Here is a 24073-nt window from a genome sequence, read left to right on the forward strand (position 1 = left end):
ACCTTCCTTATCTCTATATTTTGGAAATATCATTACTGATATACGATCTGGCCATCCGATACGGTACTGGCATCCAACACGATATGGTCATAAACCGATAATCCATATTTGGTTCCTTTTTCTACAATGTAATATTCACCGCTATTTGCAAGTTCTTTCACCTGCTTGAACACCGCGTATCCCTTATTAATATTGTAAGCACCTGTCAGCTTTGCCGTCGGTCCTACCTGGAAGCGCTCGTTTGAATCCGGCTTCACCAGATAATCGCCGCTCTTTAACAGCCCATCGTCGCTCTTCTCGACATAATAATACTCATCAGTCGAGCTGTAAATCTCCGGCGTGACAAATTCAATCGACGCCTTTCCGCCTTCGCCGTAAACTTCTTTATTGAAGCCAGCCTCATCTTCAGTAGCGTTGCCGCCCGTTGTCATATAATCAACTGGAATGGTATAAAATTCCTTCTCCATCACCGATGATACCGGAATTTTAAGTCCCTGCGTTTCCTCGCTGGAGATCTCGAAGTTCATAAAACGCTCGGATTCAAACTGGATCATGTAACGGTCCAGATCCAGGCGTCCATACAGATTGCCATCGGAACCGGTAAACATCGAATAATTTCCCCGGAATTTCATATCACTTCCCAACGGCTCGATCGTCAGTGTATCTTGATCGGCAAACTGCTCTTTATCCTTGTCATCCATCTGAAACACGATACTCCAGTTCTCCGATGTGATGATCTTGTACACCGGCGTGCCCGCCTCGATCAGTTCCCCAGCTCGTCCCACCTGCCGCGTATATTGACTCCGGTCAAACGAATCCGCCGTCACCTCCTCCGGCGCGACCCCCTCAAAAGAATCGGTCACATAGGAAATAATACCCGGCTGAGGCGCCGATATCTGTTTGTAATTGATACCCTGTGCCTGAAGCTGTGCATCCATATCGCCCAGCGCATTGAAATTCATATACTCTGCAACCGAAGCCTGCAAAGAATATTTGGCGTCGTAAACGCTTTCAAAGCGCTGATCGTTGTAGGATAAACAGAACGAACTGAGTTGTTTCTTCAAATCAGCCAGATTTTCTGCTGACAGGGACATCCCAGAGGACTGATTTTCTTCCAAAAATTTCCCCAGCTCGCCGGTCTCATCTAGCGAATAGACGCGCGATCCAGCGCCTGCCCGCTTTCCCTCGCGCACATAATAGTTGACGTACCCGGTCTGCGGTGCATTTTCCACTGTCTCATCCCGAAACAGGATTCCGTTGTATTCTTTATTATTTACAATACTTCCCTCGACGACCTCATAAAACTGGACGTGATCCCGCCTGAGATATGTATAGACACTGAAAGAAAGATAGACGAAAATCATGGCAAAAATGATCATGCCTACATTGATATTCAATGGCTTTCTGTAGCGTACAATTTTCTTGTTTTTGGCCATGCAGCTCTATCCTCCCTTTTCCCGATGTACTTCCCTGGCAGCTGTTTCTGCAGTTTCACAGTTACCAGACAAAAATCCACGCAAATTTGTCTACGGCCATGGACTTTTGCAATATTCTGTATAGCCCAACGTACAGCCTTTATTATACGAGTGAATTGTCCAAATTTCAAGATCAATTCATCCCGTCAATTATACAGAATCATCCATAATCTGCAGATGCCAGAAGGAGCGGCAGGGAGTATCGCCCGCATTCCGCATCGTGTGATAGAGATTCGGCTTGATATAGATCGAATCGCCCGGTCCTAAGAGATAAACCGTTCCATCCAGATTGACCTCCATCTTGCCTTCCAGAATGACTCCGACCTCCGCGTATGGATGCAGCCCCCAGGACGGCGGTGTATCTTTTGTCTCTGGATCATAGGTTGAAAACTCATAAATACCGCGTTTCTTTCCAAAATCCAGACGGCGGATTTGAAGCTTGTACTCATCATATTCATATAACTGCTGCTCCTCCTGGCGGATCAGGGTTCTCTCCTCGCCGGAAGGACTGAGCAGATCCCGGATCGAAATACCAAGCGCCACGCAGATGCGCTGCAGATTGTTCAGCGTCGGGCTTGCCTGGTTCCGCTCCAGATTGCTCAGATATCCCACTGACAGATCGGTAAACTGGGACAGCTTCTGGATCGTGATAGATTTACTCTTGCGAATCTCCTTGATCCGCTGTCCAATATTCTCCACTTCTTCAAATTCCATGCAATCCCTCCGAACGTTTTATTTTTACGGTTCTGCTATTTTTCATTATGCGTTCCGTTTTTTCCATGCCGCCTCGATCTGATCGAGCGCCTGTGCAATCACACTGCGCGAACTGCCCAGATTAAAGCGCATAAATCCAGATCCCTGTTCACCCGAATGCGTGCCCGGATCCAGCCATACCTTCGCTTCATTCGAGAAGAATGCCATCAATTCATCATCCGTCATCCCCAGTTCACGGCAATCCAGCCATGCCAGATACGTTCCCTCCGGTTCTACCAGTTGAATCTGCGGCACACGGTTTTTACAGAAATCGCGCACCAGTGCCAGATTGCCAGCCAGATAGCCGATAAGCTGATCCAGCCATTCCCCGCCGCCTTCATACGCTGCACGGCAGGCGAACAATCCCAGACGGTTCATATTTTCCTGACCAACATCCAGCAGCTCCGACCGGAATTTACGCCGCATCTCCGGATCCGGGATAAAGAGGTTTGATGTCGCCATGCCAGCCAGATTGAAGGTCTTGCTCGGCGCTGTACACATCATCGAATGAAGGCATGCTTCCTCTGAAATCGACGCATACGGAGTCTGCTCATGCCCCTGCCATACAAAATCGCCATGGATCTCGTCGCTGATCACGTATACATGGTGGCGCAGGCAGATGTCAGCCAGTGCGGTCAGCTCTTCCCTCGTCCAGACACGGCCAACCGGATTGTGCGGATTGCATAAAATCATCAGTTTGACATGCTCATCCAGCACCTTCTGCTCCAACTCTTCCAGATCCATCTCATAATGTCCATCTTTTAAAACCAGCGGATTCTCCACCAGCGTCCGCTTATTGCGGAGGATCGCCCGGCTGAATGGATGGTAGACCGGCGGCTGGATCAACACCGCATCGCCCTCCTGGGTAAAAGCCCGCACTGCGATCGAGAGTGCAAACACGATACCTGGCGTGCAGGTCATACACTCCGGCTGCAGAGTCAGATGATGGCGTTTCTGATACCACGCTGCCACCGCATCAAAGTACGACTCATCTGCCCGGCTGTAACCGAAAATCCCGTGATCTACTGCCTTTTTCAGCGCTTCAACCACGCTGTCCGGCGATCGAAAATCCATATCCGCCACCCAGAGCGGCAGAATATCATCTGCTTTCCCATTTTCTTTCTTAAAATCATGCTTGATCGACCAAGTATGGGTCCGATCGATCGGTGTATCAAAATCGTACTGCATAGAAAATCCACCTTTCTGTTATATATCGTTAAAATTTTACAAATTCAGCCATAATTTTAAAAAAATTCTAACTAATATTTTACACCAGTCGGCGATCAATGTCTACAATTACTCCCTCAATTAGCCAAAAAACTAAGAAGCTGACGAGGACAGGGCGGTCTGGCTTTCAGCTTATCAAATTGTACGCATTTTGAGCACAGATGTCCGAATGAGGCAGATGTAAGTCCGCATCAGGCGAGCATCTGTAGCGAAAGCAAGCGAACAATGATAAGTCTGAGAAGCCAGGCTGTCCTGTCCCCGTCAGCTTCGACGCCTTCACGAATCTATTTAATTTACTTTACCATATGACAAGCCACAAAATGCCCCGGCGTCACTTCCCGGAGTTCCGGCAGCTTCGCCCTGCACTCCTCCGTCGCATACGGACATCTCTCGGCAAAACGGCAGCAGTCCTTCGGGTTGATCGGGCTTGGAATCTCGCCCTTAACCATGATACGCTTCTTCTCACGCACCAGCCTCGGATCCGCAACCGGAATCGAGGACAGAAGCACCTGCGTGTACGGATGCAGCGGATGTGCATACAGCTCTTCGGAATCGGCAAATTCAACCATCGTTCCCAGATACATAACGATAACACGGTCGGAAATGTATTTGACGACGCTCAAGTCATGTGCGATGAAGAGATAGGTCAGTCCCATTTCTTCCTGCAGTTCCTTTAACATATTTAAAACCTGCGCCTGGATTGAAACATCCAGTGCGGAGATTGGCTCGTCGCAGATCACAAACTCCGGTTCGACCGCTAATGCCCTGGCAATACCAATTCTCTGTTTCTGACCGCCGGAGAACTCATGCGGGAAACGGGACATATGGTCGCGGTTCAGACCGACGCGCTTCAGGATCGCCTCTACCTTCTGATCCACATCCTTGTCCGTCGCCAGTCCATGCAGTTTCATGCCGGAACCGATGATATCCTTGACCGTCATACGCGGGTTCAGGGAAGAATGTGGATTCTGGAAGATCATCTGCACATTCTTGCGGAATACTTTTTCCTCTTCACGGGTGTATTTAAAAATATCTTTTCCTTTATAGGTAATCGTGCCTGCTGCCGGCTCATACAGCTTTACCAGGCACCGTCCCGTCGTGGACTTGCCGCATCCGCTCTCACCTACCAGCCCCAACGTTTCCCCTTTATAAATCGTAAAATGCACGTGATCAACTGCTTTCAGCACTTTTCCCCTGCCGACGTTGAAATACTGGCAGAGATCCGTGACCTGGAACAGGGGTGTGCTCCTATCAATTCGTTTTGCCATGGTGTCCCCTCCGTTTCTCTTCCGGCAGAGCCGCAACATTTTCCTCTTCTTCCTGTTTCTGCGCCTCAGTCAGCCCTTTCATGATATCCACCTTCGGCGCATACTCATGCTGCAGCCAGCACGCACAGGTATGTTCGTCTGAAAGCCTGTGAAATTCCGGCTGTTCTTCATAACAGACCTTCATCGCAAACTCACAGCGCGCTGCAAACGGGCATCCTTTCGGCGGTGCAAACAGATCCGGCGGAGTTCCATCGATCGGCACCAGCTTCTGATTCTTGGAGGTATCCAGCGTAGCGATTGATTTGATGAGACCTGCCGTGTACGGATGTGCCGTCTCATAGAAGATCTCATCAACCGTTCCTTTTTCAGCCACCTTTCCGCCATACATAACAAGCACGCGGTCGCACATCTTGGCGATAACTCCGAGATCGTGGGTAATCAGGATAATCGAGGTGTTCATCTTATCGCGCAGTTCCTTCAGAAGATCCAGGATCTGTGCCTCGATCGTTACGTCCAGCGAGGTCGTCGGCTCATCCGCGATGATGATGCTCGGCTTGCCGACCAGCGCGATCGCGATCATGACACGCTGCTTCATACCGCCGGACAGCTCATGCGGATACTGTTTATAACGGCGCTCCGGCTCATTAATACCGACCAGACGCAGGATCTCCAGCGCCCGTTCCCTGACTTCTGCCCGGGTCATCCCCTTCCGTCCGACAAAGACCTCCTCGATCTGTTTTCCAACCGTCATGGTCGGGTTTAACGAGGTCATCGGATCCTGAAAGATAAATCCAATCTCCACACCGCGGATTTTCCGCATCTCGCGGTCTGTCTTGGTGATGATCTCCTCGCCTTTATATTTGATCGAACCGCCCTCAAAAAATCCCGGCGGCTCCGGATTGAGCTTTAAAATGCACTGGGAGGTAACACTCTTGCCACATCCGCTCTCGCCTACAATTCCAAGAATCTCGCCTTCGCGTACATTAAAACTAACATCCCGGACGGATTTTACCACGCCGCCGTATGTATGGAACGAAAAGGTCAGATTTTTGATTTCCAATATATTTTTAGCCATTGTCTCCTACCTCCTATTCCGTTCCTCTCAGTCTCGGGTCAAATGCATCCCGCAGACCATTTCCGAGCTGGTTGAGCGCCAGTACAGTTGTACAGATAAAGAATGCCGGCACATACAGCATATGCGGCGCTGCCGTCATCATACGGGTTCCCTCTTTCGCAAGAACACCCCAGCTTGCCTGCGGCGGGGAAATGCCGAGACCGATATAACTCAAGAACGCCTCCTGGAAGATGGCGCTCGGGATTGCCATTGTCAGGTTTGTGATCAGAAGACCCATTATATTCGGGATGATCTCACGCACGATGATGGTGAACGCCGACTCGCCCATGACGCGGGCTGCCAGTACGAAATCCTGCTCTTTCAAGCGGTATACTTCGCCTCTGGTAAAACGGCAGGTTCCCGTCCATCCAACAATAACCATTGCAATGATTAAGCTCTTAACGCCGGAACCTAATACTACCATAACCAAAATACAGACGATCAGGGATGGAATACCATAAATAACATCGATGATACGCATGACGATCATATCAAACTTGCCGCCATAATAGCCGCAGAAACCGCCCAGCACTGTACCAATTACAGTATTTAAAAGGGCTGCCAGAAGACCGATCGTCAAAGAAACACGCGCGCCCATCCAAACACGTACCCAGAGGTCACGCCCCAGAGAGTCGGTTCCCAGCCAATGAGCTGCTGAAATCCCCTTGCTCATCGAGTAGGCATCCTGCTGGTCAAATCCGTAGTGGCTGAACATCGGTGCAAAGATCGCTAACAGTCCGTATGCAATCAATAGAATCAGACTGAAATATGCCGCCTTATTTGTCCGGATTCGTCTCCACGCCTCCTGCCAGAATGTCAGGCTTGGTCGGGAGATCGATTCCATTTTTTCAATGTTTTTACCTACCATCTCAAACTTGTCGCGGGTAATCGTGCGTCCGTCCGTCAAGTTTTCGGATGTACCCGCTGCTGCGCCGGAATTCTCAGAAGGCAGCACATTTCCATCTTTCATTTTCATCTCACCCATACTGCCACCTACTTTCCACCGATCCGCACTCTCGGATCGATCACGCCATACAGAATATCAACTACCATGTTGCAGAATACCAGGAATGTGCCGTAAAACGCCGTCATGCCAAGGATCAGGGAGTAATCGTTGTTCTGCACACTCTCAACATAATATTTACCCATGCCGGGGATAGCAAACAGGGACTCGATAACGAATGTACCGGTCAGAACGGCTGCTACCGTCGGACCAAGGATTGTGACAACCGGCATGATCGCGTTCCGGATCTGATGCTTCCAGGTCACACGGAACTTGGAAATGCCCTTCGAGCGCGCTGTCTTGATATAATCCTGCTGGACTACCTCCAGCATACTCGCACGCATGATACGCGAGACGGACGCCATCGTGTAGAATCCCAGTCCGATCGACGGCAGGATCGTGTAGGCGAAGCCCTTGTACTGCGCGATCGGGAACAGACCCCATTTGACTGCAAAGAAATGCTGCAGCAGCGCGCCCATGATAAAGTCCGGGACACTTGTACCAAATACAGCTACAATCACAAAGATTAAATCAATTTTATTGCCACGGTTTAATGCAGAAATAATACCAAATACAAGACCAAAGGAAATCGCAAAACATAATGCGCGGATACCAAGGTCTGCCGAATACGGAAATGCGCCTGCTAACAGGTCATTGACGGTACGGCTCGGATATTTGGTAGAAAAACCGAAATTTCCATGAATCAGATTATTCAGATATGTCAGATACTGCTGGAGTAAAGGTTTATCGAATCCGTAGTAGGCACTTAAATTGGCCTTTGCGGTTGCTGACATTTTCGGATCATTGAACGGTCCGCCCGGCATCAGCCTTGCCAGGAAAAATACAACGGATACGAGAACAAACACAGTCACAATGGATATTCCCACCCGCTTCAGTATATATTTTTTCATAGGTTCACGCTCCTTTAACTACGGGAACATCCCAAATCCGGTTGTTCCGGCCGCCGGTTACGGCTCATTCATCCGCCAGGCAGCCACCGGATATGTACTGCGCTTCAGAAATCCAGCCGCTTTGCCGGATCCTGAAGCGCAGGTGCTTCAATCATCTTCTAAGGTTTTTCAATATGTTTTGGATAGATGATGGATTAGTTTGTGATGTCCACATACATATAGTCATAGTTCAGTCCAACAAAGTATGCGCCCAGATTCTGTACACGGTCAGATACCATATACGGAACCTCTCTTAACTGAAGCGCTACCAGTGCGCCGTCTTCCAGGAGTGTCTTCTCTGCATTGAACAGATTGTCCATACGCTCTTTACCGGAAGCTGTCTTGGAAGCGTCGATGTACTTATCGTATTCATCACTGTGGTAATTTAAGTAGTTGTAGCCGGAGGTGCTGTACCAGAGCTCCAGGTAGCTGTACGGGTCAGAGTAATCCGGTGCCCAGCCGCTCATGATGATATCGTACTCATCACTGTCCGGAACCAGGAGTGCGTTTTTCGTTGCGTACGGAACCATGTTGATATCTACGTTGATACCCAGGTTGTTCTTCCACTGGTTTGCAACAACCTCTGCCTCTTTCTTCGCTGTGTCAGAATCGGATACAACCAGTTTCAGGGAAATATCAGAAGCACTGGAAAGACCTAATTCAGATAATGCCGTATCCAGATACTCTTTTGCCTTATCCATATCACCCTGAAGTGGGAATGCCTCTAACGGATACTCGGTGCCGTACTCGCCGTCCACGCCGCGAACCTGCGGAAGCACATATCTCTGGTTAGCCTGATATAAGCCATTGTGGGTCAGAAGAATGTATTCTTCACGGTTGACTGCGTAGTTCATCGCCAGACGCAGGTTCTTGTTTGCCAGATATTTATTCCGGTGATTCAGTGCCGCATAATCGTCTGCGCCGTTGTAGTAGGACTGTGTCTTGCCCTCATACTGCGCTGCCAGCTCGGTTGGAACCTCTGCCAGATCCAGCTCGCCTGCATCGAACATCGAAACAGCGGTAGTCTGATCGGCTACAGTCAGAATCTCAACGCCGTCCAGACTGATCTTTTCATTGTCATAGTAATCTGGATTCTTCGTCAGTTCTACCTTGCCGTTACTGTATTCACTTACAACGAACGGTCCATTGTAAACCTGTTTATCGGCACTTCCGCCGAACTCATTGCCATATTTCTCAACCAGGTCTTCACGTACCGGCATGAATGCACTCATGCTTGTCATGCTGACAAAGTAATCAGCCGGATTCTCAAGCGTAATCTCCAGGGTAAAGTCATCCAGTGCCTTGACTCCCAGTTCATCCACCGGAAGTTCACCCTCACTGACCTTGGCACCGTTCTTTAAAACAGCACCCAGATAGCTGGCAGGGCAGGCTGCTGCCGGATCGCAGAGACGCTTCATACCGTACTCATAATCCTTAGCCGTAACAGTCTGTCCATCACTCCACTTTGTATCCTGACGGAGTTTGAAAGTATAAACGAGACCATCATCGCTGACTTCATAGCTCTCAGCGGTTGCCGGCTGAAGCTCGCCCTGTACATTGCGGTACAGACCATCATAGATATGATAGGAGACGGTCGCGTCTGCTACGGAGTTTGTCTTATCAGGGTCAATCGTCGCGATATCCGCCGTGTTGGAATAACGGAAAATCTTTTCGCCCGCTGCTGCGCTCTGGGAACTGTCACTTCCCGATTCAGTTGCCTTCGTATCATCCACCGAAGCGCTCGGAGTGGAACAGCCCGCTACACTCGCTGCCATCAGTGCAGCTAATCCCAGTGCAAGTAGTTTGTTTTTTCTCATAATATTCCTCCTTGTCCTCTTTTATTAAAGCTCAATCAGCTCCTTGGTGGCGCTGATCAGATTTTCATTGCCTGTCTCCGTGATGAGAAGCTGATCCTCGATGCGGATGCCGCCCCATCCCGGAATGTAGATACCCGGTTCCACGGTCATGACGTTATTGGCATGCACGATATTTTTGGAAACAGGGCTCATAAATGGAATCTCATGGACAAACATGCCGACGCCGTGTCCGATTCCTGTGTAGTGATACGGAAAATACTCGGTCCCCTCGATGATCTTCGTGGATTCATAATATGCATCCGATGCCGAAACCCCATCTTTTAAGAATCCTTCCACCGCAGCGACCATCTGCTGCTCAATCCTGTATACTTCCTTCTGCTTCGGCGTTGCGCGTCCGACTACCAGAGTACGCGTCATATCAGATAAATAACCGTGATACTGGCATCCATAATCCATCAGGACCAGATCGCCGTACTCAATCGCTTTCTGGGACGGGATTCCATGAAGCAGGGATGTTCTCGCACCGGAGATGAGGATATTGCCATATGGCTGTGTATCCGCGCCCTCCAGAACCATATAAAGGCTTAAACGCGCCGCCAGCTCTTTCTCGGTAATGCCGACCCGGATATCCTTCTGAATCTTCTCATATGCCCTTGAAGCAATGTCACAGGAGATACGCAGGCACTCAATCTCTTCCGGCTTCTTGATGGAGCGAAACTCCTCGATGATGCCGTCCGCCGGTACCAGCTCTGCTTTTACCTCCGACTGGAGGTTCTGGTACTGTTCAACGGTCAGGTGGGCTGCTTCAAAGCCGATCGTCTTTGCCCCAACCTTTTCCGCCGCGTAGGCAAGTGCCTTTCCGATGGAGCCGTAGGTGTCTCTCCAGTTCAAAATCGTGTAATCCGGGCATTCATAGGAAACCTGCTCGGTGTAGCGCGGATCTGTCAGAAAGAATTTTTCCTGCTCCGTGATAAAAAGCCAGGAATCTTCGCCGGTATAATGGCTGACATACTTTACATTGACCGGACGGCTGATGAACATGCCATCCAGGTGCTCTTTCTGCATATACGCAAGTAACTGTTCCATTCTTACTCTCCTCCCATCACTGATTCTATTTCCTCTATCGTTCTGGGGATGGATGCTGTCAGATTCTCACAGCTATCCTCCGTTACCAGGCAGTTATCTTCGAGGCGGAAGCCGATGCCCCATTCCTCGCAGTAGATGCCGATATCCACGCAGAAAACCATACCCGGCTCTACAATATCCACATCAACCAGATCGTGTGTGTCCCAGCCAACATGGTGGGCGCCGCCGTGCCAGATATATCTGCCGACGTCCTCATACCGGTCACATAAGCCGATCGCTTTGAGCTGTTCGAAATTGTATTCCCTCGCCAGCCGGTCCACATCTGCCATCTTCATTCCCGGCCGGATGATGGAGAACATGTGCTGCGAGGTCCGGTATGCACATGTGTAAAGAAGTCGCTGCCGTTCGGAAAACTTTCCGTTGCACGGCCAGCCGCGCGATACATCATTGAAGAGATGGTCGTACTGGGCGCCTACGTCGTTGAGAATCATATCGCCGTCCTTCGCCTGCCCTGTGTACTCATAGTAGTGAATACAGAAATTATTGGCTCCCGCGGAAATGATACTCGGAAATGCCGGTGCCAGGCATCCGTGCTGCGCCAGTGCGTAGTCAAATTCGGCTTTATACTGGTATTCGTACATTCCCGGCTTCGATGCCTTCATCATCGCCAGAATGCCGTCCCTCGTAATCTTGACCGCCTCCCGCATCGCCTCGATCTCACATGGCTGCTTGATGGTGCGCTGGCGGCGTATCTGACGGGAAATATCCGTGAGTATGGCTGCCGGGTACCACTTTCTAAGTCTCCGTGCCATCCGGATGCTCTCGGTATCTGCATCCTCCGGATCGTGCCGGTACAGATCCATCGCAATCCGCTCAAACCGTCCGCTCCGCATCAGAAGTTTCAGGCGGTTTTCCCACTCGCCGCTCGATGCAATCTGCGCGGCTCCGGATCGCGCCTTAGCCTCCTCCGGTGTGAACCGTTTCCCGGTCCACCGCTCGGCCAGCATATCCGGCGGAAGTATGTAAAGTGTTTCCTGTACCTCTTCTCCGTCCTTCTCTGCCATCAGGACTGTGTGTTCCTGTCCGATGCCGGTCAGATAGAGAAAACTCCGATCGGCATAAAACGGATAATTTTCATCGGCTGTTTTTCGGATGGAAGAACCGGAAAACAGGAGAAGCAGGGTGTGATCCGGAAGGCTGTCATACAGCCGCTGTCGGTTCCCCTGGTAAAATTCTGCATTCATAGTATTTTCCTTCCTGTCTTTTAAATGATTTCCGCATACTTTTGCATCTGTCTCACAAATAGATTCATCGGAATCTTTTGTCTTCCGACATGTGTCATTATACCGTATAAATCAAATTTTTACAATTATTTTTCAGTATATTTTGTGATTTTTTATCCAATACAAAAAGTTTCATATACATGATAGGAAATACTTACAATTTTGAAAAAATGCAAAAGCTTGTCTATTTTTTCCCAAAGGTGGTAATTGTAAAAGAAGCTTCTTCGCGCGAGCGTACATCCCATAGAGCGTTTTTTGTGCCATAGGGTGAAATTTCCTATGCACAAAAAGAGACCATCCAATTCTCCTTTTTCAGATGAATCGGACAGTCTCCTGTCTCCGCCCTGCGCTGACAGCTGCGGTTTCGTTCATTTTGAATCTCTTATAAAGATACTACAACACTTTCTTTCGCGCACTCTGGAAGATCGGCTGCATTCATGGATATGCTTAAAACAAATTTTACATGATATTTCTCACTGATGGTCTCCAGCGTCTTGTAGGTCTCTTCAATATCCGCTCCCTCGAGGCAGGCAAGTTTCAGGAAGCTGTCAAGATACATCTGCTCCAGATCATGATCCTGGCAGATAATACCACAAATAAATCCGATAAATCCATCGCTGGTATCAATCGGATATTCCTGTACATTGATAAGGCGAATCTGGTTATTCAACTCATACATATGTTTGGAACTCTTATCCAGATAGACAACGGAACCCTTGGCTTCTTTGACAGCCGTGTTCGCCATATCGAGTAAATATTTAGTTTTTCCTTTTCCCTTTGCTCCTGCGATGATCTGAACCATAACAATCTCCTCCTTGAGTTTATTTAAGTTGTATGTAAAATCTTTTATTGTATAAATAATTATAGTATAAATTTATAAATATTGCAATCACTTATTTGAAATTTTAGTCAAAATTTCCGTCATATTGTCATAAAGTGACGGACGATTTGCAGATTTTAGCACAACCGATATATATTCCTTGCCATCGTCCCCATCGCTCGCCATGATCAGGCAGTAGCCAGCCGCCTGTGTGGTGCCGGTTTTGCCGCCTAAGACAGTCACTCCCTCCGGTGCCTCGCGGTCTCCCTTCAGATACCAGTTGCCAACCTTCCAGACCTGCTGTTTTGCGGCTCCATTTGCATCGGTATAATCAGCTGTATAAGACTGCGCGTTGATGATCTCACAAAACAGCGGCAGTTTAAGCGCCTCGTTGAAAATCAGATAGAGATCATATGCCGTTGTATAGTGGTCGGTGCTGTGCAGACCATTTGCATTGACAAAATGCGTGTGGGTCGCACCGAGTTCCTTCGCTTTCGCATTCATCTTCTCCACAAACGCATCCGTGCTTCCGGCGATATGATCCGCAATCGCATTGGCTGCATCGTTGCCGGACGGAATCATCAGTCCGTATAAAAGCTGCTCCAGCGTAAAGGTATCGCCCGGCTTGATGCCTGCCATCGAAGCGCCTGCCTCGTGGATCACGACATCGTCATTTGCCGTCACCGCATCGGAAAGATTGCCTTCCTCGATCGCGATGATCGCCGTCATTACCTTCGTGATGCTCGCCGGGTACATCTGGTCATAGATGTTCTTACCATATATAACGCTGGAGTCGGTCACATCAAACAATGCGCCCGCCTGCGCCGTCACCGCATCATCTGGAGCAATATCGCCGTCTGCAGATTCCGGTACGCAGAGAGAAGAGGCAAAAAAGGGCGCCAGCCCGGCACCTGCCGCTGGCGTCATCTGCGCTTCCCGTTCTTGAAATGAATATGCCTGTTCCAGACCGCGGGCACCACAGCCGGTCAGCATGCCGATACCGCAAAGCATCAGTGCGCCCGCAAGTCCGATTGTCTGTTTTCTCATTTGTACATCTCCCGCCATTCCATATCGCCGCGGTCAAGCGCCTTGACGAGAAGCTCTGCCGTCGCCAGGTTTGTCGCCATCGGGATATTGTGAATATCACAGAGGCGTACAACATCATTAACATCTGGCTCATGCGGCTTCGGCGCCAACGGATCGCGCAGGAAAATCAGCAGATCGATCTGATTGTGTTCGATCTGTGCGCCGAGCTGCTGGGAACCTCCCAGATGACCCGGCAGATATTTATGGAGGGTCAGATTCGTAACCTCCTCAATCAGGCGGCCTGTCGTTCCTGTCGCATAGAGTTCATGCTTGCTCAGGATGCCGCGATATGCGATACAGAAGTTCTGCATCAGTTTTTTCTTCGCATCATGTGCGATTAACCCGATATACATCTATACCTGCCTCCTTAATGATTCCTATTTTTCATAACCATAAAATTCAATTTCCATGCAGCTTCACAGTCCATGCATGTACTTACTGAACGGTTACGTTATTTCGTTGCAATCCAACATTGAGAACAACTCCCATTCCGATAAACATACTGAGCAGCGAACTAAGTCCGGAGCTTATGAAAGGAAGCGGAAGACCCGTGTTCGGGAAGATTCCCGTGGCTACCGCAATGTTGGCAAAACTCTGGAACGCCAGAAGCGCCGCCATGCCCGATGCAATCAGACGTCCAGCTGTGTCCTTTGCGCGCGCCGCAATCCAGAGGCACTCATACACCAGCAGCGCATAGAGGGCAATGACCGCCACGCCGCCGACAAACCCAAGTTCCTCTCCGATAACAGCGAAGATAAAGTCTGTCTGTTCCTCCGAGAGGAAATTTCCATTCTTGACGGAGCTTAATGTGTTGTTAAAAAGCCCCTTGCCGCGCAGCTGCCCGGAGCCGATCGCCATCATGGAGTTATCCTGCTGACGGTTCAGATCCGTAAATTCACTGCTGCTGTGAAAAATCTTTCCCATGATACGCTGTGCCTGGTATTTCTGGAGAAACGGGATGAATCCCTGCAGCGACAGATAGATAAGCGCCGCAAATCCAGGTACCCCGACCGCCACCGCACCGGCAATCCATTTGTAACTGATACCGGCTACATAAATCATGCACAGAATCATGAAGCAGATGACGATGGTGGTGGAAAGGTTCGGCTGTAAATATACCATGCCGACCGGAAGGGCACAGATAAGCGCCGTCATCCCCAACGTCTTTGGCTCATTGATTTTCTCCCGGTTTCTGGAAAGAAAATTCGCCAGGATGAGGATCAGACCGATCTTTACAAACTCGGACGGCTGGATCTGAATCCCGCCGATCCGCAGCCAGCGGGTCGCGCCCTTGGTGGTACGTCCAAACAAAAGAACTGCCGCCAGCATTCCGGCACAGACCACATAAATAAGCGTGGTAAATCGGAAATACTGATGGTAATCAATCAAAGACAGAACCAGACAGATAATCAGGGATACAACCACTCCGATAATCTGTTTTATCACAGAGGAACGGTCCTGATTGCTGGCGCTCCCGACAACCAAAATGCCGAGAACACTCAGCAGAATCATATAAATGAGGGCTCGAAAGTTGTAATTTCTAAATTGGTAATCGAATATCATGCTGTAAATGGCTCCTTAAAGTAAGAACCGGCACCGACGCACAGACCGCCGGGAATACCTCCGCCGGCTGTTCTGAGGATGTCCTCAGAATCCGGAGTGTCACATCCCCCGGATCAATCTCCAGATAACGTGACACGCTCCTCAGGAAATCTGCGCGAATCAGATCCAGAAGTTCCGGCGAACAGCCCGCCCGATCGGCAGTCAGAAGGTGTTTTAAACGCTTTCTGGCTATCTCGCCGGAATTCTTTTTCGTAAACAGTTCTGCAATCAGAATCATAGCGTCCCCTCCTATGCACGTTTGAGGAAGCCGGATATCCGGGACCAGAAGCCCGGAGACGCATCAAGCTGTATAAATGGTACCGATTCTCCAAGTATTCGTTTGCATATGTTTAAATATGCCTGCCCGGCATATCCATTCATGCCGACCAGCGGTTCGCCCTGATTCGTGGATATAACGATATCCTCATCGTCCGGGACTGTGCCAATCACAGGGACAGACAGAATATCCATCACATCATCCACCGACATCATATCGCCCCGGCGCACCATATCGCTCCGGATCCGGTTGATGATCAGGTCCATACGCCCGACCCCGGATGCTTCTAAAAGTCCGATGATCCGGTCAGCATCCCTTATCGCGGATACCTCCGGTGTCGTGACAATCAGCGCCCGGTCCGCCCCGGCGATCGCATTGCGAAAGCCCTGCTCAATCCCGGCGGGACAGTCAAGCAGTATGTAATCAAACTCTTCTCTTAAGTCTTCTACTAATTTTATCATCTGCCCCGGACTCACGGACGACTTGTCCCGCGTCTGGGCGGAAGGTAATAAGAACAGGTCAGGATATCTTTTGTCTCGAATCAGCGCCTGCTTCATCCGGCAGTTTCCCTCGATCACATCGACCAGATTGTAGATAATCCGGTTTTCCAGTCCCATGACGACATCCAGGTTTCTCAGACCGATATCGGTGTCGATGAGAACCACCCGTTTGCCAAGCATGGCAAGCCCGGTGCCGACGTTCGCTGAGGTTGTCGTTTTGCCGACGCCTCCTTTTCCGGAAGTAATAACGATAACTTCGCTCATAGGAACATCCTCCTGTATTCTGTTTTACCATTTTATTCTACTCTAAAAAGTAGAATAATTCCAGTCTTAAATCCATTAAATACGCTAAATAAAATGAAAATAATCTAAAAAACTTTTTTTGACCGATTCTACGTCAATGTTTCCACCGGATACCGATGCAATCATCGGTCCGCGCCCCATCTTTTTACCCTGGCTGCGCGTTTTGGCTGTCAGATCAGCAATCCGAAGGTGCATCGGCGACATCTCCAGCGCGGTGATCACCGCGTCCTCACTTCCCGCCGCCCCAGCATGGGCGGAACCCGCCAGCGTGCCGAGGACGACGATATTGCCCCGTGCGCTGACACGCGCGCCGCGCTCCACATCCCCGATGATCACGATGCTCGCATCGGATTCCAGCAGATCGCCCCGGGATAAATTACCCTTATAGAATTGTCCCGTCCGGGCAGTCAGCTCCATCAGCCGCTCGGTCAGCGCCTTTTCACAGCGGGCGATGCGGTTAGCGTCAGTATCCAGCAGACAGAGAATCTCTATCTGGGAATTGGCGGTAATCGCATCCGTCACCTGCAGTTCCTCGATTGGGGTCAGTTCTCTCCCCTCCAGGGTCAGCGTCATCTGGGCGGATCCCCAGAATTTTTCACTTTCTTTAAACTTTTTCCCTACATCCTCCAGTAACTGTTCAAAGGGGGTGTCCGGATTCAGAATTACCGTCATACCGGACTTACATCCCTTTATTACTACGGAACTTTTCATAGTTCCATCACCTCTTAATCTCCATTGATTCGTTCATTGGACGCATCCAATGCTCCTGAATTCAGGATATCATCCAGACTCGCATAGCCATAGAAGTAACGGTATACGTGTTTTGCCACCATCGCCGCATTCGAAGAAGAATATCCATTCGGGATACTGACCGTCACCGAAATTTCCGGATTCTCATACGGTGCAAACGAAATAAAGAACGCGTGGTTGCCCCGTTTCTGGGACTCCTGCGCCGTACCGGTCTTACCGGCCACGTGTACGTCCAGACCATCAAACACACGCTTGGTCGAACTGTTGGTAACTACCTGGCGCATACCTTGTTGGACTGCATCCCAGGTGCTTGTCTGGAAATCAAGGGTTGACGCCACAGCCGGCGAATAATCCTTGACCAGATTACCCTGGGAATCCGTCTCCTTATCAATCAAGCTCAGATCATAGACCGTGCCGCGGTTGGCAAGCGCCGTCACATAGCGGGCAAGCTGCACGCTCGCAAACTGGTGCGTACCCTGTCCCATACTGGAACGCTCCGGATCGGTATCACTGATAGACGGCGTCGCCTCCGAGATTTCAATGCCCGAAGTCCGGTCCAAACCGAACATGGTCGCGTATTTTTTCAGCGTCTCCAGACCTTTCTCCGGTTTGTAGCTTCCATCTGCCTCTGTGGACAGGCGGTGCGCCACCTCCGAGAAGAAATAGTTACAGGAATTTTCGATGCCTCCCACGACATTTAACGGTCCGTGGAAGCCCGGATATTTCCAGCATCGGATCGGATTGCTGACTTCCTCATAAATACCGGTACAGTTAATCATATCAGAAAGCGTGATTGCCCCCTCTTCCAGACCTGCAATCGCCGTGATCGGCTTAAAGGTGGAGCCTGGTGCTTTCAGTGTCTGCGTCGCATTGTTTCGCAGCGGCAGCGACTGATCGGCATTTAGCTGGGCAAAATAGGTGCTGTCCGAAATCCGGTTGTTGTCATAGCTTGGATAAGATACCAGTGCCAGCACCTCGCCAGTCTTCGCGCTCGTCACGACACAGCTCGCCGTACACGGGTCAAGTGCCAGCTGCGCCGGTGTGATCTCAATATTGCGGATCTTATTCATCAGGAACTGGTACGCATATTCTTCCCCGCTGACACGCAGCAGGTTGACCTCATTCTCATCGTATGCAAGCACATTCTGGGAATAGAGCGCCATACAGAGCTCGCGCCCAGTCACAACATTGTTATTGATTAAATACTGATAAATCAGTTTCTCGAATGCCGGATCCTGTTCCAGATCGCGGAAACAGTCGTCCAGCAGTGCCGTGAAGACATCGTCCGCATTCGAATACCGGCTCTGGATGTCCAGCTTCGTCGTATCGATCCAGTTGTTGGCAATTCCATAATATAAGTATTCCCGCAGACTGATCGTACCGTTCTTCCACGCCTGATACATGTCACTGGACGTATCAATCGCATCACGCTGGACAATCGCCTTGTTGCTGGAAGAAAGATACGAATAGATATACTGCATATATGCCTGCATTTCCTCTGACAGCGCGTTCATCGGCGTTGCATTTTCAGACTGCAGTTCGCCCCGCAGTTCCTGTTCAATCCGCACGCGTGAGCTCTCGTACTTCTGATAAATCTGCTGTTCCACATCGGATGCCTCTTCGGAAGCAAAATTGTCAATCGAGAGGACGTTGTTGTTGATCAGCTGGAAGTATGCCTTCTTGATCGGTATCTTAATACTGGAAGAATCGATATAAGCGATATCTTTCTCATCCTGGTTGACAATCGTCTTTAACAAGACGCCCGCCAGCTGCTTCTCCAGAATGTGGTAAATACCCTTCTGAAGGTTCAGATCGAGGGTCAGCCAGATATCGTTGCCTGCCACTGGTGCGACTTCCCCGGTCACGCTTAGGATTCTTCCGACGTTATCTACATATGCCGTCTGGGAACCTTTCTTACCCTTTAATTCCAGTTCCATCGAGGATTCGATGCCGGTACGGCCTACTACATCATTTAACTCATAGTCATCGTTGACCGCCTTTAACTCCTCCAGACGTTCGCTCGTTACTTTTCCCGTATATCCAATGATCGGCGCAAAGTAGAGGCTTTCATTGTACACACGGATCGTCGATTCCTGTATATTGACGCCCACCAGATCGGCTGCGTGCTCTAAAATGTCTGCAACGGTCTCATCGCTGATATCCGTCGCGATCGTTGTCGATTCGTACTTCTGGAACGCGGTAAAACGCATCGTGTAGCGGATGCCGACGATCTGCAGCGCCACCTCATCCGAAACATCGATCGGATTGCCGTCTTTGTCAAGCGGGCGCCCGTCCCGGTTCTTATCGTCACCGAGTGTCAAGTGGTACTCCTTTTTCATCCGCTCCAGCAGATCTGGCGCTGAAATGTCGGACGGGTATTTTCCATCTGAATCGTCCATCTCATCCACATTTTTAAGACCATAATAATCGCGCAGGAATCGCTTGCGTCCGGACTGTGTCTCGGAGGTATACACGACATTTCCATCGTGATCGAGCGTAAGCTCTAAACTGGTCTGTGCGCTCTCACCGTGTTTATTCAAGATCGATACCAGATCGTAGAGCATCGTGTTCCACTGTGCATCCGTCTTGTACGCACCGGTATCCTGTATGGTAACGTCGTATGCCAGTTCGTTGTACGCCAGCACATTGCCGTTCCGATCGTAGATATTACCCCGCGTGCTGGCAGTCTTTATGACTTTTTCCGTCATCGCTGTATATGCATCCTGATACTCTTCGCCCTTGATGATCTGCAGGTTGAACAACCGCATCACCAATGCGGACGACATCAGGCAGAACACAACCGCCAGGACAAAAAGCCGGGAGGTAATCACTTTTTTGAACCATTCTCGCAGATATTCTTTCAGGTCATCAAACAATGTTCGAATCTCTCCTTTGTTCCCATTCTTTCAGTTTCCGGTTGATAAAAAGGAAAAACCGGTATACGACAAGCGTCGTAACCGTGGTAAATATGATCTCCGGGATAATGATGGAGACCAGATAATGCCCAAAATTCAGACGATTCCGTATCAGGAACCGGAATACATAGATGTACAGGTTATAGATTAAATCACTTGCCAGGCTCAAAAGCAGCGGCAGCGTGATGTAGTCTTCATAATAATACTTGTTGCAGATTCCACTGACATACCCCAGATTGATGAAAAACAGTGTATAAAAGCCAAATGGTCCACTGTAAAACAGATCCATAAAAAGACCTGCCACCAGCCCGTAGAACATCCCCCGCTCGCGCCCCTCAATGAAGCTGCACACAAACACCACAATCAGCAGCAGGTTCGGAGCCGAAGATAAGAAGGCGATCTGTGGGAACACGCAGATCTGGATCGTGAATGCCAGAATCAGCATGACAAGGTTAATCAGCAGCTTCCGCATTATTGTCGCCTCCATCCCCATTTTTCAGCTGGGTGATTACCAGTACCTCCTGCAGGTTATCAAAATCTGCAACCGGAATGATTGTACCGGATTTGGTTACGTTATTGGCATCGGTCGTCAGCCCGGAGGCATAACCGATGAGAATACCCGGCAGGAAAATATCACTGATATTGGAGGTCACGATCTTGTCGCCCTCCTGGATATCTGCCTCTTTCTTGATATGGTCAAGTCCCAGCCGTCCATCCTGGTAAAGCGTCAGGTTGCCGGATACATTACAGGTATCGCCGGTCCGCAGGGACATGCCGCTGACGTTGCTGTCATCATCGATGATCGCGCGGACAGTTGCATAGTTTGCCCCGACATCGGTTACAATACCGACCAGTCCGCCGCCTGCCATGACATTCATATCTTCCTGGATGCCATCGTCCGCTCCCTTGTCGATCCGGAATACCTGAAACCAGTTTCCAGAGTCCTTTGCAATGACACGGGCGGCTATTTTTTTATACTGCATATATTCCTGATCAAGCTGATACAGCTCTCTGAGACGGTCTAACTCGTAAAGCTCCGACTGCAAGCGGTTGTTCTCTTCCACCATCTGATCCAGACGCATCTGGAGATTTTTGTTCTCCTCCTGCGCCTCCCGCAGGGAGGAAAAATTTTCAAGCGCATTGTAGAGACCTGTGCCGATCGCGTTGACACCTGACTGCAGCGGTACCAGAACAAAACCGACACCCGTCCGAAGCGGCATCAGAAAGCTTGATTTGATAGACGTTGCTGTAATCAGCACAAGACAGAAGGCTGACATACCTGCCAGAATATACTTGCTGTTTTTCATAATGATAGTATTCCCCGTTCTTTGAAACTAAAATAGGCTTGTTCGCCGATAATCACATGATCCAAAAGCCGGATTCCCAGCATAGCGCCCGCCTCCTGAATCCGGACGGTCGTCCGCCGATCCTCCGCACTGGGGGTAGGATCCCCGCTCGGATGATTATGTACTAAAACGATGCTGGCTGCATGATAGCGCAGCGCCTCGATAAATATCTCCCTCGGAGATGCCGGAGAGTGATTGAAGGTTCCCCGAAACAGCAGGATATCCCGAATCAGCTTCTGCTTCGTATTGAGGATCATCAGGTGCATCTCTTCCTGCTCTTTGTGACGCATTTCCTCCATATAAAAAGCGGCGATCGCCTCCGGCGCCGTAAAAGCAGGCGCTTCTGAAAGCGTCAAGGTGCGCCAGATCCGCTGTGACAGTTCTCCCACACACAAAAGTTCGATTCCCTTGACTCTGCCGATTCCTTTCTGCTCCATCAGTTCTGGAAGAGTCAGATGCAAAAGCCCTAAAATCCCCGGCGGCTGCGCCTGCGCCAGAATCCGGGTTGCCAGAGAAAGTGCCGACTCCTGCCGGTTTCCGGTCCGGATAAGGATCGCTAAAAGCTCGGCGTCCGTCAGTGCCCCAACTCCCTCCCTCTCACATTTTTCGTAGGGGCGGTCTTTTTCAGGGATATCTTTCATGGTAAGACGCCATCCAGCGGCCGGTTCAGAACTTTTTACTGGTTTCTCTGTTTCTTTTTTCATTGATTGTCCTCCTGCGTGCCTCTCCTCTGCATACAGAAAGCCATTCCCACCAGGCGGGATTCTTTGATTAAATCAGACGATATGCGATCAGTGCAATGACAACGCCGATGATGCTCGCCATCGTCACCCGGATTGACAGACCAAACGTGATAACCAGGATTCCTAAATCAAGAACAACCGGGTCCATCAGACCGAAGGATTGTCCGTAATTCAGCCACGACAGTCCCTTGACGCCGGATGCCATATTTCCGATAAATCCACCTAACACAATCCCTGTCATCAGGAGCAGCAGAAGAATCCAGAAATTTTTTGCTCGATTCATGATACCGAATACCGTCCCTTTCTATAATCTTTATTATCTTAGCACAAACTGCCGGAATGTGTATAGACAGTCCGGCAGATTTTTTTTTAAAGTTTTCTTAAAATTAATTACAAAATCATTCAAAAAACGTCATTTCTAGTCGATTTTGAGCTGCTCAGGTTTTACTATGCCTGCATCCAGAAGCTTCTGCAGGGACATTAAAATGCCTAACTTCGCATGGTACCAGGTCAGTCCGCCCTGGAAGAATACGCTGTACGGCGGTTTGATCGGACCATCCGCGGAAAGCTCTATCGAGGATCCCTGGATAAAGGCACCTGCTGCCATAATAACCTGGGAATCATACCCCGGCATATCCCACGGTTCCGGCGATACATAGCTGTCAACCGGCGCCGCCGCCTGAATGCCCTGGCAGAACGCAATAACACCCTCCGGTTTTCCAAACGTGATCGCCTGAATGATATCATAGCGCGGTTCCGTGCTGTTCGGAACCACATCAAAGCCCAGGCGCTCATAGACGTTTGCCGCAAAGATAGCTCCCTTTAATGCGCCGGATACAACGGTCGGTGCCAGGAAAAGTCCCTGGAAGAAGGACTGGTTGACGCCAAGACTCGCGCCGACCTCCCGTCCGAGTCCCGGAGAACCAAGGCGGTACGCTGCATTTTCGATGCACTGTCTGGTTCCGGCGATATAGCCGCCGATCGGCGCCAGTCCGCCGCCCGGGTTTTTGATCAGGGAACCGACTACCATGTCCGCACCGAGATCGCTCGGTTCGATCCGCTCAACGAATTCGCCATAGCAGTTGTCTACCATACAGATCACTTCCGGTTTGATGGATTTAACAAATGCAATCAGTTCACCGATCTGCTCTGCCGAGAGGGTTGGACGGGATGCGTATCCCTTGGAACGCTGGATGGTTACCAGTTTTGTCTTCTCGTTGATCGCCGCGCGGATGCCGTCGTAATCGAAGGTTCCGTCCGGCAGCAGGTCAACCTGACGGTATGAAATGCCGTACTCCCGCAGGGAACCGTTGGACTCGCGGATGCCGATCACTTCCTCCAGAGTATCATACGGTTTTCCCACCGGCGAAAGCAGCTCGTCGCCCGGGCGCAGGTTTCCGGCTAATGCCGTGTAGAGCGCGTGCGTTCCGCACACGATCTGCGGGCGCACCAGCGCGTCCTCAGTGTGGAATACATCCGCATATACCTGTTCCAGCGTCTCACGTCCGAGGTCGTTGTAACCATATCCGGTTGTACCGGAAAAATGAATATCGCTGACGCGGTTTTTCTGCATCGCAGCGATTACCTTTAACTGATTGTACTCTGCATTGCCATCGATCTCTGTGAAACGGTCTTCCAGAGCCGCTTCGATTCTGGCTCCATATTCAAGCACTTCTTTCGAAATACCGAGGTCGCCATACATTTTCTCTAACTCCATGGTGGTTCCTTTCCTGTTGTCGGTTATTCGTAACTGTT

General features: G+C 50.0%; 23 protein-coding genes. All 23 read right to left on the bottom strand.

The window, feature by feature from the left end; translation table 11 throughout:
• Positions 1 to 32: 32 nt before the first annotated feature.
• On the bottom strand, positions 33 to 1436 hold the full coding sequence (locus DWX68_RS06265; protein ID WP_118628843.1) for an HlyD family efflux transporter periplasmic adaptor subunit: 1404 nt from the start codon (positions 1434 to 1436) through the stop codon (positions 33 to 35).
• A 189-nt stretch (positions 1437 to 1625) separates the two neighbouring features.
• On the bottom strand, positions 1626 to 2189 hold the full coding sequence (locus tag DWX68_RS06270) for a cupin domain-containing protein (protein ID WP_117795366.1): 564 nt from the start codon (positions 2187 to 2189) through the stop codon (positions 1626 to 1628).
• Positions 2190 to 2234: 45 nt separating this feature from the next.
• The gene (locus DWX68_RS06275; RefSeq protein WP_118628844.1) at positions 2235 to 3416 is read right to left on the bottom strand and encodes a MalY/PatB family protein; all 1182 of its coding nucleotides are present in this window, start codon (positions 3414 to 3416) and stop codon (positions 2235 to 2237) included.
• Positions 3417 to 3748: 332 nt separating this feature from the next.
• The gene (locus tag DWX68_RS06280) at positions 3749 to 4723 is read right to left on the bottom strand and encodes an oligopeptide/dipeptide ABC transporter ATP-binding protein (RefSeq protein WP_118628845.1); all 975 of its coding nucleotides are present in this window, start codon (positions 4721 to 4723) and stop codon (positions 3749 to 3751) included.
• Complete coding sequence (locus tag DWX68_RS06285) at positions 4707 to 5798, bottom strand: ABC transporter ATP-binding protein (protein WP_022358656.1); 1092 nt, start codon at positions 5796 to 5798, stop codon at positions 4707 to 4709. The genes DWX68_RS06280 and DWX68_RS06285 overlap by 17 nt, the downstream gene beginning before the upstream one ends.
• Positions 5799 to 5811: 13 nt before the next feature.
• A complete protein-coding gene (locus DWX68_RS06290; protein WP_227589504.1) occupies positions 5812 to 6822 on the bottom strand; it encodes an ABC transporter permease in 1011 nt (336 codons plus the stop codon).
• Positions 6823 to 6830: 8 nt separating this feature from the next.
• Entirely contained in the window at positions 6831 to 7751 is a 921-nt protein-coding gene (locus tag DWX68_RS06295) for an ABC transporter permease (RefSeq protein ID WP_117795360.1), read from the bottom strand.
• A gap of 194 nt (positions 7752 to 7945) precedes the next feature.
• Positions 7946 to 9607: a peptide ABC transporter substrate-binding protein gene (locus DWX68_RS06300; protein ID WP_118628846.1), complete on the bottom strand. Its 1662-nt coding sequence runs from the start codon at positions 9605 to 9607 to the stop codon at positions 7946 to 7948.
• Positions 9608 to 9631: 24 nt separating this feature from the next.
• A complete protein-coding gene (locus DWX68_RS06305; protein WP_118628847.1) occupies positions 9632 to 10693 on the bottom strand; it encodes a Xaa-Pro peptidase family protein in 1062 nt (353 codons plus the stop codon).
• A gap of 2 nt (positions 10694 to 10695) precedes the next feature.
• Positions 10696 to 11937: a Xaa-Pro peptidase family protein gene (locus tag DWX68_RS06310; protein WP_118628848.1), complete on the bottom strand. Its 1242-nt coding sequence runs from the start codon at positions 11935 to 11937 to the stop codon at positions 10696 to 10698.
• Positions 11938 to 12358: 421 nt separating this feature from the next.
• A complete protein-coding gene (locus tag DWX68_RS06315) occupies positions 12359 to 12778 on the bottom strand; it encodes a hypothetical protein (protein WP_022359521.1) in 420 nt (139 codons plus the stop codon).
• A gap of 87 nt (positions 12779 to 12865) precedes the next feature.
• On the bottom strand, positions 12866 to 13843 hold the full coding sequence (locus tag DWX68_RS06320; RefSeq protein WP_182432147.1) for a serine hydrolase: 978 nt from the start codon (positions 13841 to 13843) through the stop codon (positions 12866 to 12868).
• Positions 13840 to 14235 (bottom strand): methylglyoxal synthase, encoded by a 396-nt coding sequence (locus DWX68_RS06325; RefSeq protein ID WP_022359519.1) that lies wholly within the window; start codon positions 14233 to 14235, stop codon positions 13840 to 13842. Before DWX68_RS06325 ends, DWX68_RS06320 begins: the two co-directional genes overlap by 4 nt.
• Before the next feature lie 82 nt (positions 14236 to 14317).
• Positions 14318 to 15394, bottom strand: a complete 1077-nt coding sequence (locus DWX68_RS06330) for an FtsW/RodA/SpoVE family cell cycle protein (RefSeq protein WP_338126552.1) — start codon at positions 15392 to 15394, stop codon at positions 14318 to 14320.
• A gap of 28 nt (positions 15395 to 15422) precedes the next feature.
• Positions 15423 to 15722, bottom strand: coding sequence for a cell division topological specificity factor MinE (locus tag DWX68_RS06335; RefSeq protein WP_022359516.1), 300 nt, complete (start codon positions 15720 to 15722; stop codon positions 15423 to 15425).
• An 11-nt stretch (positions 15723 to 15733) separates the two neighbouring features.
• A complete protein-coding gene (gene minD, locus DWX68_RS06340) occupies positions 15734 to 16525 on the bottom strand; it encodes a septum site-determining protein MinD (RefSeq protein ID WP_022359515.1) in 792 nt (263 codons plus the stop codon).
• A gap of 84 nt (positions 16526 to 16609) precedes the next feature.
• Entirely contained in the window at positions 16610 to 17275 is a 666-nt protein-coding gene (locus DWX68_RS06345; RefSeq protein ID WP_117795354.1) for a septum site-determining protein MinC, read from the bottom strand.
• A 14-nt stretch (positions 17276 to 17289) separates the two neighbouring features.
• Entirely contained in the window at positions 17290 to 20190 is a 2901-nt protein-coding gene (locus tag DWX68_RS06350) for a penicillin-binding transpeptidase domain-containing protein (RefSeq protein WP_118628849.1), read from the bottom strand.
• A complete protein-coding gene (mreD, locus tag DWX68_RS06355; protein WP_022359512.1) occupies positions 20183 to 20701 on the bottom strand; it encodes a rod shape-determining protein MreD in 519 nt (172 codons plus the stop codon). The genes DWX68_RS06350 and mreD overlap by 8 nt, the downstream gene beginning before the upstream one ends.
• Positions 20682 to 21536, bottom strand: coding sequence for a rod shape-determining protein MreC (mreC, locus tag DWX68_RS06360; protein WP_106999850.1), 855 nt, complete (start codon positions 21534 to 21536; stop codon positions 20682 to 20684). The genes mreD and mreC overlap by 20 nt, the downstream gene beginning before the upstream one ends.
• Positions 21533 to 22279: a DNA repair protein RadC gene (radC, locus tag DWX68_RS06365; protein WP_118628850.1), complete on the bottom strand. Its 747-nt coding sequence runs from the start codon at positions 22277 to 22279 to the stop codon at positions 21533 to 21535. Before radC ends, mreC begins: the two co-directional genes overlap by 4 nt.
• Positions 22280 to 22346: 67 nt before the next feature.
• Entirely contained in the window at positions 22347 to 22601 is a 255-nt protein-coding gene (locus tag DWX68_RS06370) for a DUF4321 domain-containing protein (protein ID WP_118628851.1), read from the bottom strand.
• A 135-nt stretch (positions 22602 to 22736) separates the two neighbouring features.
• Positions 22737 to 24035 (bottom strand): methionine gamma-lyase family protein, encoded by a 1299-nt coding sequence (locus DWX68_RS06375; protein WP_117795348.1) that lies wholly within the window; start codon positions 24033 to 24035, stop codon positions 22737 to 22739.
• Positions 24036 to 24073: the final 38 nt, after the last annotated feature.

This window comes from Clostridium sp. AF20-7 (assembly GCF_003479275.1).
Lineage (GTDB): Bacteria > Bacillota > Clostridia > Lachnospirales > Lachnospiraceae > Otoolea > Otoolea fessa.

Excerpts from the sequence above, each read along its gene's own strand:
- DWX68_RS06265 (WP_118628843.1), bottom strand. The coding sequence starts at position 1,436 with ATGGCCAAAAACAAGAAAATTGTACGCTACAGAAAGCCATTGAATATC.
- DWX68_RS06270 (WP_117795366.1), bottom strand. The coding sequence starts at position 2,189 with ATGGAATTTGAAGAAGTGGAGAATATTGGACAGCGGATCAAGGAGATT.
- DWX68_RS06275 (WP_118628844.1), bottom strand. The coding sequence starts at position 3,416 with ATGCAGTACGATTTTGATACACCGATCGATCGGACCCATACTTGGTCG.
- DWX68_RS06280 (WP_118628845.1), bottom strand. The coding sequence starts at position 4,723 with ATGGCAAAACGAATTGATAGGAGCACACCCCTGTTCCAGGTCACGGAT.
- DWX68_RS06285 (WP_022358656.1), bottom strand. The coding sequence starts at position 5,798 with ATGGCTAAAAATATATTGGAAATCAAAAATCTGACCTTTTCGTTCCAT.
- DWX68_RS06290 (WP_227589504.1), bottom strand. The coding sequence starts at position 6,822 with ATGGGTGAGATGAAAATGAAAGATGGAAATGTGCTGCCTTCTGAGAAT.
- DWX68_RS06295 (WP_117795360.1), bottom strand. The coding sequence starts at position 7,751 with ATGAAAAAATATATACTGAAGCGGGTGGGAATATCCATTGTGACTGTG.
- DWX68_RS06300 (WP_118628846.1), bottom strand. The coding sequence starts at position 9,607 with ATGAGAAAAAACAAACTACTTGCACTGGGATTAGCTGCACTGATGGCA.
- DWX68_RS06305 (WP_118628847.1), bottom strand. The coding sequence starts at position 10,693 with ATGGAACAGTTACTTGCGTATATGCAGAAAGAGCACCTGGATGGCATG.
- DWX68_RS06310 (WP_118628848.1), bottom strand. The coding sequence starts at position 11,937 with ATGAATGCAGAATTTTACCAGGGGAACCGACAGCGGCTGTATGACAGC.
- DWX68_RS06315 (WP_022359521.1), bottom strand. The coding sequence starts at position 12,778 with ATGGTTCAGATCATCGCAGGAGCAAAGGGAAAAGGAAAAACTAAATAT.
- DWX68_RS06320 (WP_182432147.1), bottom strand. The coding sequence starts at position 13,843 with ATGAGAAAACAGACAATCGGACTTGCGGGCGCACTGATGCTTTGCGGT.
- DWX68_RS06325 (WP_022359519.1), bottom strand. The coding sequence starts at position 14,235 with ATGTATATCGGGTTAATCGCACATGATGCGAAGAAAAAACTGATGCAG.
- DWX68_RS06330 (WP_338126552.1), bottom strand. The coding sequence starts at position 15,394 with ATGATTCTGCTGAGTGTTCTCGGCATTTTGGTTGTCGGGAGCGCCAGC.
- DWX68_RS06335 (WP_022359516.1), bottom strand. The coding sequence starts at position 15,722 with ATGATTCTGATTGCAGAACTGTTTACGAAAAAGAATTCCGGCGAGATA.
- minD (WP_022359515.1), bottom strand. The coding sequence starts at position 16,525 with ATGAGCGAAGTTATCGTTATTACTTCCGGAAAAGGAGGCGTCGGCAAA.
- DWX68_RS06345 (WP_117795354.1), bottom strand. The coding sequence starts at position 17,275 with ATGAAAAGTTCCGTAGTAATAAAGGGATGTAAGTCCGGTATGACGGTA.
- mreD (WP_022359512.1), bottom strand. The coding sequence starts at position 20,701 with ATGCGGAAGCTGCTGATTAACCTTGTCATGCTGATTCTGGCATTCACG.
- mreC (WP_106999850.1), bottom strand. The coding sequence starts at position 21,536 with ATGAAAAACAGCAAGTATATTCTGGCAGGTATGTCAGCCTTCTGTCTT.
- radC (WP_118628850.1), bottom strand. The coding sequence starts at position 22,279 with ATGAAAAAAGAAACAGAGAAACCAGTAAAAAGTTCTGAACCGGCCGCT.
- DWX68_RS06370 (WP_118628851.1), bottom strand. The coding sequence starts at position 22,601 with ATGAATCGAGCAAAAAATTTCTGGATTCTTCTGCTGCTCCTGATGACA.
- DWX68_RS06375 (WP_117795348.1), bottom strand. The coding sequence starts at position 24,035 with ATGGAGTTAGAGAAAATGTATGGCGACCTCGGTATTTCGAAAGAAGTG.